At 60.2% G+C, this 14359-nt stretch carries 13 protein-coding genes; 3 read left to right on the top strand and 10 right to left on the bottom strand.

The features are described 5' to 3' along the window. Positions 1-49: 49 nt before the first annotated feature. From ACSW29_RS27820 to ACSW29_RS27860, 9 genes are all read right to left on the bottom strand, one after another. Positions 50-724 carry a response regulator transcription factor gene (locus ACSW29_RS27820; protein WP_230813815.1) on the bottom strand — a complete coding sequence of 225 codons (675 nt, stop codon included), beginning with the start codon at positions 722-724 and terminating at the stop codon, positions 50-52. Beyond that, entirely contained in the window at positions 721-1923 is a 1203-nt protein-coding gene (locus ACSW29_RS27825) for a sensor histidine kinase (protein WP_448278835.1), read from the bottom strand. Before ACSW29_RS27825 ends, ACSW29_RS27820 begins: the two co-directional genes overlap by 4 nt. An 18-nt stretch (positions 1924-1941) precedes the next feature. Next, the gene (locus ACSW29_RS27830) at positions 1942-4158 is read right to left on the bottom strand and encodes an MMPL family transporter (RefSeq protein WP_448278836.1); all 2217 of its coding nucleotides are present in this window, start codon (positions 4156-4158) and stop codon (positions 1942-1944) included. A 96-nt stretch (positions 4159-4254) separates the two neighbouring features. Further along, positions 4255-5172: a carbohydrate kinase family protein gene (locus ACSW29_RS27835; protein ID WP_448278837.1), complete on the bottom strand. Its 918-nt coding sequence runs from the start codon at positions 5170-5172 to the stop codon at positions 4255-4257. Between the two features lie 96 nt (positions 5173-5268). Continuing rightward, positions 5269-6363 (bottom strand): ABC transporter ATP-binding protein, encoded by a 1095-nt coding sequence (locus ACSW29_RS27840; RefSeq protein ID WP_230813823.1) that lies wholly within the window; start codon positions 6361-6363, stop codon positions 5269-5271. Positions 6364-6391: 28 nt separating this feature from the next. Next, positions 6392-7258, bottom strand: a complete 867-nt coding sequence (locus ACSW29_RS27845; protein WP_448278838.1) for a carbohydrate ABC transporter permease — start codon at positions 7256-7258, stop codon at positions 6392-6394. Beyond that, on the bottom strand, positions 7258-8208 hold the full coding sequence (locus tag ACSW29_RS27850) for a carbohydrate ABC transporter permease (RefSeq protein WP_448278839.1): 951 nt from the start codon (positions 8206-8208) through the stop codon (positions 7258-7260). The genes ACSW29_RS27845 and ACSW29_RS27850 overlap by 1 nt, the downstream gene beginning before the upstream one ends. After that, entirely contained in the window at positions 8205-9557 is a 1353-nt protein-coding gene (locus tag ACSW29_RS27855; protein ID WP_448278840.1) for an ABC transporter substrate-binding protein, read from the bottom strand. The genes ACSW29_RS27850 and ACSW29_RS27855 overlap by 4 nt, the downstream gene beginning before the upstream one ends. Positions 9558-9620: 63 nt before the next feature. After that, positions 9621-10619, bottom strand: coding sequence for a sugar-binding transcriptional regulator (locus ACSW29_RS27860; RefSeq protein ID WP_448278841.1), 999 nt, complete (start codon positions 10617-10619; stop codon positions 9621-9623). A gap of 139 nt (positions 10620-10758) precedes the next feature. On the opposite strand from ACSW29_RS27860, the gene ACSW29_RS27865 reads away from it, so the two are divergent. Both ACSW29_RS27865 and ACSW29_RS27870 read left to right on the top strand, forming a co-directional pair. Then, positions 10759-11769, top strand: a complete 1011-nt coding sequence (locus ACSW29_RS27865) for an NAD(P)-dependent alcohol dehydrogenase (RefSeq protein WP_448278952.1) — start codon at positions 10759-10761, stop codon at positions 11767-11769. A 7-nt stretch (positions 11770-11776) separates the two neighbouring features. Further along, a complete protein-coding gene (locus ACSW29_RS27870) occupies positions 11777-13249 on the top strand; it encodes a mannitol dehydrogenase family protein (RefSeq protein ID WP_448278842.1) in 1473 nt (490 codons plus the stop codon). Here the strand turns inward: ACSW29_RS27870 and ACSW29_RS27875 are convergent, their stop codons facing one another. Further along, positions 13250-13768: a DinB family protein gene (locus ACSW29_RS27875; protein WP_347873085.1), complete on the bottom strand. Its 519-nt coding sequence runs from the start codon at positions 13766-13768 to the stop codon at positions 13250-13252. A 49-nt stretch (positions 13769-13817) separates the two neighbouring features. On the opposite strand from ACSW29_RS27875, the gene ACSW29_RS27880 reads away from it, so the two are divergent. Continuing rightward, complete coding sequence (locus tag ACSW29_RS27880) at positions 13818-14003, top strand: hypothetical protein (RefSeq protein ID WP_448278843.1); 186 nt, start codon at positions 13818-13820, stop codon at positions 14001-14003. Positions 14004-14359: the final 356 nt, after the last annotated feature.

The following is a 14359-nucleotide window of genomic DNA, read 5'->3' on the forward strand; positions in this document are numbered from 1 at the left end:
CCACCCCAAAGCATAATCGAACATGCGTTCGAGTCAAGAGTTTCTCGAGTCAATCCACCGAGCGTCCCGGAACCACCACACCGCATTGATAGGCGAGAACCACCAGTTGCGCGCGGTCACGGACATCCAGTTTCGTCATCGCCCGGTTCACATGTGTTTTTGCCGTGACCGCGCTGATCACCAATTCCGCGGCGATTTCGTCATTGGACATCCCGAGGGCAACGAGGGCTACCACTTCGAGTTCGCGTGGGGTCAATTGACCGAAAATCCCAGAAGTCGAGTCAGCCCGCGACGGAGTGGAAAGGAATCGAGAAATCAACGCACTGGTCGCAATCGGCGACAACAATGAGTTCCCACCGGCGACAGTCCGAACAGCATCGAGTAGATCCTCAGCTCGGATTCCTTTGCCGATGAAGCCGCTCGCTCCCGCCCGGATCGCCTGTGCCACATGCTCATCCACTTCGAAGGTCGTCAAGATCAAGACGTGTACGTTGGTCAAATCCGGATGATCGGCGATCATGGCGGTCGCTTCGACTCCGCTGGTGCCCGGCATGCGAATGTCCATCAGTACAACGTCGGGACGGTGCTCGCGCGCCGCCTGGAATGCCTGCTCTCCGTCTGCCGCCTCGGCGACCACCTCCATGTCGTCTTCCGAACCGATCAGCAGCGCAAGCGTTTGACGGAAGAGCGCCTGATCGTCTGCCACTACCACCCGAATACTCACGACTCCTCACGCTCCGAACCGCTGGACACCGAGACAAGCGGTAGTTGGGCGTCCACACGAAATCTCCCGTCCGCGCGGAATCCTGCTGACACTTCGCCTCCCATTGCCTGAGCCCTCTCCTTCATTCCCAGCAGTCCGTACCCGGGTGGCGAGGTCGAAGGCACTGCTGTTCCGGAGTTTTCGACTGTCAGCACCAGAATCTCAGCTTCGTACGACAACGACACGGTGACGGCTCCTGGCAGTGCATGCTTGCTCGCATTCACGAGTGCTTCCTGGATAATTCGGTACGCCGTGAGATCTACTGCGGGCCCGAGCGGGCGCACAGAACCCACAGCGCGCACCTCGATTTCCATTCCTGCACTGACGAATTGATCCACAAGTGCCGGTAGATCCGAAAGCCCCGGAGCCGGCTTCATCGAGCGATCACCGTCCTGAGCATCACGGAGAACTCCGACCGTGGCCCGAATTTCATCGAGCGCCGCCTTGGACGTTTCCTCCACTCCGCGTAGTGCAGTCGTCGCCTTCTCCGGGTCTTTCCCGATCAAGTGCGATGCGACCCCGACTTGCAGGTTGACCAAGGCAATGTGGTGCGCGACAACGTCGTGCAGGTCTCGCGCAATCCGCATCCTTTCTTCGACGACCCGGTGTCGGGCCTCGTCCTCGCGCATTCTTTCCGCTTGCACCGCGCGCGCCTCGACGGACTCCAGATAGGCGCGGCGAGAACGGACCTCGGCGCCGGCGAAACTTGCCATCAGCAACCAAGCCAACAACCCCAGTGCCTCCTGCAGGAGATTGTTCCCCACTCCAAGGAAGATCGTGACAAGCATCAGCGAGCTGACTGTGCTCGCCGCTGCGAAGAAGGTCCTCCGGCGGTCACTCGTGCTGGCAACGTAATAGAGGCACACCATCGCGGCGGAACCTGTGCCGGCATTCGGCGGCGCAGACAGTGCAATCATCAATACGCCGAGAAGTACTGCCACCGCCAGTGCGGAGAACGGATAGCGCCTTCGGAACACGATGGTTGCCGCTGCGATCGCTGTTACAAGGACTCCCACCACTGTTACTTCGCGGGTGTCATTGCCATCGAGCGCGATGCGGTGCGCCGTCCACGTGGCAAGGAGCACGAGGATCGTAAGTGCCAGGTCGATGGTGCGCGGGTGTTCCGCACACCATCGACCCCACGTCGATGTCGAAGTCATCGATCTACCGTATCCGGGTCACACCGACAACTTGTCGCTCGTCGGTTCACTGGATTCCTTCGAATCTGCGAGTAGCGCTGTCAACTGCTCCCCCTCGACATCCACGTTCGGAACCAACCGGTCCAGCCATGAGGGGAACCACCATGCCTTCGAACCCAACAGGGACATGACGGCCGGCACGACGGTCATACGAATCACGAAGGCGTCGAACAGAACCGCGAACGAGAGTCCGAGTCCGATCTGCATGATGAAGGCGTCGCCACCGAAGATGAAGCCCGCGAAAACGGCGATCATGATCAGCGCCGCGGCCGTGACAACTCGGGCGCCCTGGTCAAAGCCCTTCACGACTGCTTCGTCCGGTCCGTCACCGTGGACGAACGCTTCACGCATTCTGGTCACCAGGAACACCTGGTAGTCCATCGCCAACCCGAAGACGATGCCGATCATGAAGATGGGCAACATCGCCACAATTGATCCGGTTTGGCCTTCGATTCCGAGAATGCCTGCGAACCAACCCCACTGGAAGATCGCGACAAGCACACCGAACGTCGCACCGATCGAGAGCAGAAATCCGAGAGTTGCCTTGAGCGGTACCAAGATCGAGCGGAACACCAACATCAGGAGGATGAAGGCGAGGCCGACGACCAATGCGAGGTAGGGAACCAGGGCATCGGCCAGGCGGTCCGAGACGTCGATCGTCAACGCTGTTTGACCGGTGACCGACATCGTGGCTCCGGCCTCATCCGTCAGTGATCCGGCGACCTCACGTATATCTGCAACGAGTGCCTTTGTTGCCTCGGTTTCCGGGCCGCTCGAGGGAACCACCGTGATGACTGCTGTGTCCCCGGCCTGATTGAGTGCTGGCGGCGTCACTGCCGCTATGTCAGGCAGAGCACCGAGCTTTTCCTGGGCGCCGCTCAATGCCGCGGCCGGATCTGTGGCGTCGGCAACGTCGACGACCACCATGAGCGGACCGCTGAACCCGGCACCGAACCCCTCGGAGAGTCGGTCGGTAGCCCTGGCGGCAGTGGTGTCGGGCACTGGTGGGCTCGCCAAACTCAGGTTGATTCCGAAGGTGGGGATCGCCAGCAATCCCAGCCCGAGGACAGACGCGAGCAAAACCGGAACTCGACGCCGGATCACGAACTTGGCCCATCGCGAGCCTGCGCCTTCCTTCGTCTTGCGATGCGTCAACTGACCACCGGACGCAAGCAGGCGACGATCGGATCGGCTCAGAACGCGCGATCCAGCAAATCCCAGCGTGGCGGGCAGCAGAGTCAGTGAAATCACCACTGCAACAGCAACTGCGAACGCCGCAGCCAGGCCCATACTCGTCAGGAACGGGATGTTCACGACGAACAGTCCTGCCAATGCGATGAGCACGGTCAACCCCGCGAACACTACGGCCGAACCTGCCGTCCCCGCTGCGCGGCCAGCGGCAATTTCCGGATCATGTCCGTCACGTAGTTCGGAGCGGTAGCGCGAGACGATGAACAGCGAATAGTCGATCGCCACGGCGAGCCCTAGCATCATTGCCAGGACGGTTGTGCTCGAACCCAATTCGATGAAACCAGTTGCGATAGTGATCGTGCAGATCGCAATGCCGATGCCGATCAACGCGCTGATCAACGGAAGCCCTGCCGCCACCAACGAACCGAAGGTGACCGTCAGCACCACCGCGGCGATCGCGACGCCGATCACTTCTCCCATCGATTCGGCGCGGCTTTCCATCAGTACGTTGCCGGCAACATCGACTGCAAGTCCTGAATCCGAGGCGTCGTGGACGGCAGACTCGAGCAGTTCTTTTGAACTGTCCGGCAAATCCATCGAGTCGGCGGTATAGGAGACCTGCATGTATCCGATCGCCCCAGTCGGCGACACTCCACCGGAGGCATACGGATCCGATACCGCCGCAACCTCGGGGTCCTTCCCGAGCGCAGAGACCAATTCACTGATGGATTGTCGAATGGCCGGATCGGCGAGCGTCGTGCCCGCGGGAGATTCGAAGACTATGCGAGCACTGGCTCCACCGGTGGACGATTCCGGGAACCGTTCGGCCAGAAGGTCCTGTGCCGCTTGCGATTCGGTGCCCGGAATCGACAACGTATTGACGGTCGGACCGGACAGCGTTGCTGCGCCTACGCCGCCCGCCACCAGCAGGACGACCCAGAAGCCCACCATTGCCCAACGGCGCCGAAACGCGAGTCGCGAGAGTTTGTACAGGAATATCGACATGCGTATCACTGTGCCGATACACGGCCCCGCCGCACATCGTGCACAGGTAGGCAGTTCGACGTACTGCGCTCGCAGTACGTGCGGTGGCCCTCAGTGCTAGCCGAGCATGCCTAACTCCTCTGACCACGGAGGATCCGCCCCGGGACGTGACACCGTAACGGCTGCCGCGCGTGCGGCAAAAGCCAACGCAGCCGTCCAATCTGCCTCGGAAAACGCACGCACAACGGCGGCGTCGAGTGCGTTGTGACGATCGAGGAAAGCCAACAGGGCTCCGTGTACCGTGTCGCCTGCACCAATCGTGTCCGCGACGTCGACCGCGGGCGCCGCCACCGAGACGTCCAATTCGCTGGTAATCAACCGCAACCCATCACCGCCACTGGTGAGCAGGACGGCGCCGACGCCTTCGTCCAGCCACTCGGCGCAGTCGACCGAACCCAACCATGTGGCGTCGTCGTCGCTCACTTTGAGAATATCGATGGCGGGTAACCACGAACGAAACCGTCGTCGATATGCTTCCGGGTCGGCGATCACCGCCGGACGAATGTTGGGATCCACCATGGTGAGTCGACCGCAGGCGTGTGCTTCGTGCAGCAGAGCTTCGTAGGCAGAGGCACCGGGCTCGAGCACCAGCGACAGCGTTCCGAACGAGAACGCCCGAGCAGAGGGAAGTTTCGGCAGCGCAAACTGTCGATCCGCCGTTCCCTCGAGGTAGAAGGAGTACCGCGCTCCCCCGTCCGCAGCAAGATTCACGACGGCCAGAGTTGTCGGCTCGGGCCCGCGTTCGACTCCGGTTGTGTCGACGTTCGACGCGGCCAGCGAGTCGATCATCCGATCTCCGAACGCGTCGGTGGACAAGCGAGAGACGAATCCCACGTCAGAGCCGAGTCGACCCAATGCGATAGCAACGTTGAACGGACCACCGCCCAATTTAGGAGAGAAGTTGTCCCCCACCGGTACCAGATCGACCAGTCCCTCACCACACACCACGACGGATCGTTCGCGTGTATCACTCATCGGTAGACCCTAACCTTCCTGCCAATCGAAGATGGATGTGACCTGCTCGGCACGAACGAATTAGGGTGCCGAGCAGGCCACGATTGTGGAGGGGGTTCAGCTACCCACGCGCTCGCCTGTCGTGGGGTCGAAGAGGTGCACCGGACCGTCCACCCGCTCGAAACCGAGCGTCTGGCCGTACTGCAACTTCGATCGCCCGCCGGTGCGTGCGACGAGCGAAATCGGATCGGCTTCCGTGCCGGGTACGTGCGCGTAGATGTACGACTCGTTGCCCAGTTCCTCTACCAGATCGATCTGAGCTGCGATTCCGTCTCCGGCCGCAACCACCTGGAATTGTTCAGGCCGAATTCCCACGGTGACCGAACTCAGACCGGCTGCGGCGATTGCCGTCATCTGCTCGCGGTCCAGCGGAACTTCGACGGCACCGAAGCGGACGCCACCCGAACTGACCGGCGCGGTTACCAAGTTCATTCCAGGAGATCCGATGAATCCGGCAACAAACACATTGGCCGGCCGATCGTAAAGTTCGGTCGGAGAAGCGAACTGCTGCAACTTACCGCCCTTGAGCACTGCCACGCGATCGCCCATCGTCATCGCTTCCACCTGATCGTGCGTGACGTAGACGGTGGTGGTTCCGAGTCGTCGCTGCAATGCCGCGATCTGCGTGCGAGTCTGGACGCGCAGCTTGGCGTCGAGGTTGGAAAGCGGCTCGTCCATGCAAAACACTTGCGGTTCACGAACGATGGCGCGGCCCATCGCAACTCGCTGCCGCTGACCACCGGAAAGCTTGGCCGGCTTGCGGTCGAGATACTCCGTCAAGTCCAGAAGTTTGGCCGCTTCGGCAACTTTCTTCTTTCGCTCCTCGAGGGGTACACCGCGCATCTTCAGCGCGAACCCCATGTTCTCACCGACGGTTTTGTTGGGGTAAAGCGCATAGTTCTGGAAGACCATCGCGATGTCACGGTCCTTCGACGGGACATCGGTCATGTCCTTGCCGTTGATGGTGATCGCGCCCGAATCGATGTCCTCGAGCCCCGCCAACATGCGTAGTGCTGTGGACTTTCCGGAACCTGACGGACCGACGAGCACGATGAACTCACCGTCGTTGATGTCGAGATCGAGTGAATCGACAGCGAGAGTCCCGGCACCTTCGTAGATGCAAGACGCTTTCTGGTACGAGATTTCAGCCATGACGAACTCCTGAGAAGGGTGAGGAGAATTACTTGATTGCACCGAAGGACAGGCCGCGCACCAGTTTGTTCTGGGCGAACCAACCGGCCAGGATGACGGGCAATGCCGCCATGGTCGCTGCCGCGGAGAGCCGAGCCCAGTACAGGCCCTCGCCGGTGATAAACCCGACCAGGAAGACCGGAATCGTCTGCGCTTGAACAGCTGTCAGGTTGACGGCGAAGAAGAATTCGTTCCACGAGAAGATCACGCAGATCAGCGCAGTTGCAGCAATTCCGGGCGAGATCAGCGGGAGGATCACCTCGCGAACCGAAGTCCACAAACTCGCGCCGTCCATGCTGGCGGCTTCGAGAAGTTCTCCGGGGACTTCGAGAAAGAACGAACGCATCATCCACACTGCGATCGGCAGATTCATCGATGTGTACAAGATGACCAGCGCCCAGATGTTGTCGAGCAATCCGATGTCGTTGACGATCACGTACAGCGGCACGATTGCGGCGACGACGGGGAGCATCTTGGTACTGATGAAGAAGAACAGAACATCCTGCGTCTTGGCGACCGGGCGAAGCGACAATGCAAACGCAGCCGGAATACCAAGAAGCAGAACAAGAATCGTCGACATGGCCGTTGCAAATGCAGAGTTTGCCAGCGTCGTGCCGAGACCGGAGTCGAGGACGGCACGGAACTGTTCGAGGGTGGGAGTGAAGAACAGCTTCGGCGGATCCGTGTAGGCGTCTGCCTCGGTCTTGAACGCGGTCAGGACCATCCAGAAGACCGGGAAGAAGAACCCGAGAGCGGCGATCCACGCCACAACCGACCATGGACTGAACTTGCTGCTCTTCTTTTTCTTGACGACGGGCTTGTCGGCCGTCGCGCTTGTCGTCTCTACGGCAGTCATCACGCCGCCTCCTCGTTGCCGGTGAAGCTCTTGAAGATCAGTCGAAGCGCAAGTGTCGACACGATGATCGTCGCGATCACTGTCACGACACCCATCGCCGCAGCTTGACCCACATCGAAGCCGAGGAACGCGCGCTGGTAGATGTAGAACGGCAGGTTCGAGCTGGCCACGCCGGGCCCGCCCGACGTCATCATGTACACCGCGTCAAAGGTGTTCACGAGGTAGATCGCACCGAGAACTGCACCGAGTTCGATGAAGCGGCGCAGGTGCGGCAACGTCAGTTCGCGGAACATCGCCAACGGCTTGGCTCCGTCCACTCGTGCGGCTTCGAGGATGTCTCGGGGCATGGACTGCAAACCGGCCAGAATGAGCAGCATCATGAAGGGCGTCCACTGCCAGATCAGATTGATCATGACGGCGGCGAGCGGAAATTTGCTGACCCAGTCGACCTGGCCTACACCGAAAGGCTGGAGGACGAAGTTCACGATACCGAACACCGGGTCGAACATTGTTGTCTTCCACAGCAATGCGCCGGCTACGGGGGTGATGAGAAACGGCGTGATCAGCAGTGTTCGGACGATACCCCGACCAAGGAATGCGCGGTCGAGTAGCAGCGCCAGCGCGAGTCCGAGGATCACGGAAACGATGACCGTACCCACGATCATGATGACCGTGTTGACCGCGACTTCCCGAAACTGACTGTCCTTGAATACATCGATGTAGTTGTCGAACCCGTTGAAGTGCCGCGACCCCGGCCGGACAAGGTTCCACGACTGCGTCGAGTAGTAGAGGGTGAACAGAAATGGAATCTGGGTGACGACGATCGAGAAGATCAACGCCGGCAACAGGGGACCTCTACGACGCCAACCCTCGGCGCGGGAGATCTTCTTGTCTATACGCATCGGTGGTGCGTCGTCCACCGTAGTTCTGGGCTCGGCAACCGTAGTCATCGGTTCTCCTGATAGGTCTTGCCGACCACCTCGGCATACTGCTGGGATTGTTCGAGTGCTTCTTTCACGCTCTTCTGACCCGCGACGGCAGCACTGATTTGCTGGCTGACGCGAGTGCCCAGGTCTTGAAACTCAGGGATGGTGAGGAACTGGACGCCGGTGTACGGAACCGGTTGCACTGTCGGGTTTTTCGGATCTGCATTGTTGATCGATTCGAGGGTGATCGGACCGAATGCCTGAGCAGCCTCTTGATATTCCGGAATCTCGTAGGTCGAAAGGCGACTTCCCGGGGGGACTCTCGACCAGCCGAGTTCAGTGCCGACCTTCTGGATGTAATCCTTGTTCGTCATCCAGGAAATGAACTTCCAGGCATCATCTTTGTTCTGTGCCGACTCCGGGATTCCGAGCGCCCAGGTGTAGAGCCAACCGGGATCGGACTTCTCGACCTTCGGGGCCTTCACATATCCGATGTTGCCGACCACCTTCGACGATGCAGGGTCTTCGAGAACCGAAACAGCCGACGTCGCGTCGTACCACATCGCCGTGTTGCCTTGCGCGAATTGTGTTGCACATTCACCGAATCCGCTTGTGGCGGGACCCGGCTGGCCGTGCTCCTTGACGGTGTCCACGTAGAACTGAACCGCATCCTCGACCTGCGGACTGGTCAACTGCGCATTCCAATTCTCGTCGTACCAGCGTCCACCGAAGGTATTGATCACGGTGTTCAGCGGTGCGAGTACCTCACCCCAGCCAGGCTTTCCACGCAAGCAGATTCCCGCCATCTTGGCGTCTGGGTTGTCGAACTGCGCTGCCCAACCCGCAACTTCTTGCCACGTCGGGTCTTCGGGAACTGTTATCCCCGCCTGATCGAACAGATCCTTGCGGTACATCAGGAACGACGACTCCCCGTAGAACGGGACCGCGTACATACTGTCCTCGTACGACAGAGAAGACTTGATCGACGGTATGAAGTCATCCTCGTCATAACCAGGCGTCTTGTCCGCGTACTCGGACAAGTTCGTGAGCCAACCGTTGGCGGCCCACTGAGGTGTCTCGTAGTTGCTGATCATCACGACGTCGAACTCACCGCCGCCGGTTGCCGTCGACGCTGTGATCTTGGCGCGGGCCTGGTTCTCGGAAAGGCTGACGAATTTGAGGTCGATGCCGGGGTTCTCGGCTTCGAAAGCCGGAGCCAATTTGATGGCGTCCTGCATCTGCGAGTTCGACACCATCGCAATGGTGACTGTTCGTTCGCCGGAACCACCGAGTGCACCAGCACCCGCACATCCCGACACCAGGAGGCAGAGCGCCGCCGCGGCAGCGCCCCACACTCGTCTTCCTGTTTTCACGGATTACCTTCCTTCACACTTGCGTGTCAGTCGCGCGCTCGGACAGCGAAACTCGTGAGATCGCTAGCCTTCGAGCAGCCACTGGGCGCACTCGACGTCGGTGACGAGTACGTTTGCCAAACCTCCGCGCAATGCGCCCAGAACGGCCTGGCGTTTGTGTGTTCCCCCCGAAATCAGAATCGTCTGATCGCAGGATTTCACTGCGTCGAGCGATACGGAGACCGTTCGCTCAGGCAGTGGCCCCTCCACTGGATTGCCGTCGATCGTGTAGAAACGGCCGCCGATTTCACCAACAGCGCCTCGACTTTCCAACTCGTCCAGCATGGTCGAGTCGACGAAGCTACCGGCAAACAAGGTCGTGGCAGTCGAGACGGCACCGACTCCGAAAACCATGATGTCGGAATCAGTTCCGGCTTGCAGCGCCTTCGAGATCACCGAGTCGTTTCGCATCGACTCCACAGTCGCCGGGTCGGCATACAGCGGAGCATTGAGACGAATAGGATTGGCCTGCAACTGTTGTGCACATCGGCCGATGGTGAAGTCGACACCGGTTTGGTAGTCGGTCACCGTCATGGAGCCGTCAAGTTGTACCACAGCCGAGCACTTCGCCGCCTTGTCTGGCAAAGATCCTGCTACCGCAACGGTTTCCGGACCCCAGGTAAACCCGAGAACGCTCGAGGGCTGCAGACGACGAACCAGAACTTCCGCTGCTCGTCGGCCGAGTGCGTCGAAGTCCGGATCGTCCGAATCCGAAATCGCTTCGGGGACGATCAACACTTCGGCCAACGCGAAGTGCTTCTCCAGCTTCGATTCCAACTCCGTGTTCACCGAACCTTCGAGCTCCGGCGGAACCAAAATCTCGACCCTGACCAAACCTTGCGTCCGCGCCCTGGCCAACAGTCGCCCGGCTGTCGGCCGCGAGACGCCCAACTTCGCTGCAATCTCCGCCTGAGTGGCGCCTTCGAGGTGATACATGGTCGCTGCCCGCAAGGCGAGCCGCACATCCTCGGAAGCGGGCAACTTCGACGACTTGAGTCCTGTGGGCTGAGCCGACTGGTTCACGCGGTCTCCTTGTGCATCAGGTTCAAAGTTTCTCGATCGTGAGCAAATGCTCACTAGATGTTCTTATGCTCATTAAGCTAACATCTACATTGTGACCCACACAACAGTTTCCGAAGAACCCGTCGATCTACCTGCGACAATTCGGGCAAACGTCCTCGTCGAGACCGGAAAGATGCAAATGGTCGAGAGACCACGACCGTCCCCGAAAGCCGGGGAAGTCCTCGTTCGGATCCATGCCGTGGGCGTGTGCGGGTCGGACGCGCACTACTTTCACGAAGGTCGCATCGGCCCTTACGTAGTCAACTCACCGCTCGTTCTCGGACACGAAGCATCGGGACGCATCGCCGCAGTCGGTGACGGCGTCGACCCAAGACGCATCGGGCAGCGTGTCTCCATCGAGCCTCAGAAGCCCGATCCGACAAGTCCCGAATCCAAGGCAGGCAGATACAACCTCTGCCCTCATATGAAGTTCTTCGCGACGCCGCCGATCGACGGTGCGCTGACCGACTACGTCACGATCGGTGCCGACTTCGCCCATCCCATCGCAGATTCCGTGTCCTACGAGGCAGCTGCGCTGTTCGAGCCACTCTCGGTAGGGATCGCCTCAGCCCAGAAGGCGGGGATCACTGCCGGCTCTCGGGTGTTGATCGCCGGCGCCGGCCCGGTAGGAATCGTGACGACGCAGGTGGCCAAGGCATTCGGCGCGACGGAAGTCATCGTCTCGGACATCGATGCGGCCCGGCGTGATGTGGCACTGAAATTCGGCGCAACAACCGTCGTTGATCCCCGTGAAAGCGACGTACGCTCGCTGGCCGTCGACGCATTCATCGACGCGTCGGGTGCCACGGCCGCGGTGATCGACGGGATTCACGCAGTTCGGCCGGCTGGGACAGTCGTTCTGGTCGGAATGGGCGCCGACGAGATTCCGTTGCCGGTCCCGATCATCCAGAACCGGGAACTGATCCTGACCGGGGTGTTCCGATACGCCAACACGTGGCCGATCGCCGCCGCACTGGTCGCTGCCGGGCGCGTCGACCTGGATTCGATGGTCACTGCCCGCTTTTCACTCGAACAGTCGCAAGAGGCCCTGGTGGCCGATCGCATTCCCGGCAGCATCAAAGCCGTAGTCATCGTCGCCGAAGGAGACTAGAACTTTCATGGAACTCAATACGAAGACCGTGCACGACTTCGACACTTCACTCCAAGTGCCAAACTACGACCGGAGCAAAGTCACTACCGGCATAGTGCATTTCGGTGTCGGCGGCTTTCACCGTGCACACCAGGCCATGTACATCGACACTCTCCTGCGACGTGGCGAGGGCTTCGACTGGGGAATCTGCGGTGTGGGAGTGATGCCGTCGGACAAGCGAATGAGAGACGCACTCCGAGCGCAGGACGGCCTCTACACCCTGGCACTCAAGCATGCAGACGGAACGCTCGAGGGCCGGGTCATCGGGTCGATCGTCGAGTACCTGTTCGCTCCAGACGATCCGCAGGCAGTGATCGAAAAAATGGCATCCGAATCGACGAAGATCGTCTCCCTCACCATCACCGAGGGCGGATACAACATCTCGGACAGCACGGGCGAATTCGACTCGTCCAATCCCGATGTGGTGCACGACCTCGAACCCGGAACACTCCCCCGCACCACCTTCGGTCTGATCTGCGCTGCACTCGCACTCCGTCGAGACCGGGGTCTGGCACCGTTCACGATCATGAGTTGCGACAACATCGAAGGCAACGGATCAGTCGCGAGGAACGCTTTCGGAGCCTTTGCCGCCCTGAAGGATCCCGAACTTGCGGAGTGGACCGAAAAGTACGGCGCCTTCCCCAACTCCATGGTCGACCGGATCACACCCGTCACGACAGCCGAGGTGACAGCAGAGATCGCCGAGACGTTTGGCGTCGAAGATCAGTGGCCGATTGCAGCGGAACCCTTCACCGCGTGGTTCCTCGAGGACGAGTTCACCATGGGCAGACCCCCTTTGGAGAATGCCGGCGTGAATCTGGTGCCGGACGTTCGCCCGTACGAACTCATGAAACTGCGCCTTCTCAACGCCAGCCATCAAGGCATCGCGTACTTCGGCTACCTTGCCGGATACCGCCTGGTCCACGAGGCATGCCAGGACGAACTCTTGTCAGGGTTCCTGCTCGACTACATGAATCTCGAAGCGACGCCGACGCTTGACCCGGTACCCGGCGTCGATCTCGATCAGTACAAGAAGACCCTCATCGAACGATTCTCGAATCCTCACGTCCGCGACACGATTGCGCGCCTGTGTGCCGAGTCGTCCGATCGAATTCCCAAGTGGCTGTTGCCCGTCATCCGGAACCAACTCGACGCCGGCGGGTCGATCAACCTATCCACCGCCATTGTCGCCAGCTGGGCCCGCTACGCCGAGGGTTCAGACGAGAATGGAGACCCCATCAACGTCGTCGATCAGATGGCGGACACTCTGGTACCGCTCGCGCAGAAACAGTCGAGCGATCCACTGGCCTTCATCGGAAACCGCCAAGTCTTCGGAGATCTCGTGGACGACCGCCGATTTGTCGCAAGCTTCCGAAAGACTCTCGACTCATTGCACTCCGTCGGAGCCAGAAAAACTCTCGAGGAGGTACGTGCGCTCTGACTACGCCGATACGTCGTGGAGGTGATGGATCGGATCGTGAATGAAGTATGCCGCCAACGATTCGACGGTGAACGCCGATCCGTCACTGCGGAGACCCCGTCGTTGGCGGCTACCCTCTGGCACGGTTTCGAAAGCGTTCGCGACCTCCGCGGCAGCGTCCGACAATTCCGATGCCACCGTTGCCGGATCTTGGTCGTTGTATCGCTCGGCCTCAGCTGTTGCGTCCTGATCCCAGTTCTCGAATCTCGGATCGTCGAATTCGAGCATCTGTTCCAACCGCACCTTGAAGATCCTGAACACGTCGCGCACATGGGCGGAATACTCCAACGCTGACCATGTTTCGCTGTCTGGCCGCACCGTCACGTTCTCGCGTTCGAGCACTGCAGCCCAGGAGGCGGCGTTGGCACGCACCAGATCGGGAACGTCCGTGAATGCGACGGTGGATGAATCGAACCCACACTCGGCGCAGGGGCGTTCGAGGACCCAGGTCCAATTCTTTGTATCCGGGGTGATCGGCATGGATCGAGAATAGTCCGCCGGAGCGGAGTCAGTCTGCTTCGATTGGCCGATGAAGCGAATCGTGCTCGGTATTGCGATTACCTTCGTGCTGACGCTCCCCGCGTGTGGCGCGGAAGTGGGCGCCCCCGAGCCGCGCGACCGCAACAGCAGACGGTGGTCGTCAACTCACTTCATTCGGCTACCCGAGGCCAATGTTGATCCGTATTTCCGTCATCGTTTGTGGCATCTGGTTTGATTCGAAACATGCGCTCTTCGCTCGCCTCGGCCACTCTCGCTGCAGGTTTGTTGATTGGGGGTTGCGCGGCGCCGGCGGTTCAGCAACCCGACACCGTAACGACAACAGCCGAAACGGGCGGAACGTGGGTCCGAAGGCTCGATGTGCCCGATTCGATTCACGATATTTGTCAGTCGATACTCGAACTGGCCGACGACTTGGGATACGCGCCGAACGATTCCACTCCACCATTGAACCGAGTCCGCAATCACATGCTTGGCCCGAACAACGATTGGAGGGGCATCGACCCCGAGGGGCGCCAACGCGTCCAAGAGGCATTCGAGAAGGCAGAATCAGGGTCCTGCGGTTGAGCAACG

The sequence above is a fragment of the Rhodococcus sp. GB-02 genome (assembly GCF_053470465.1).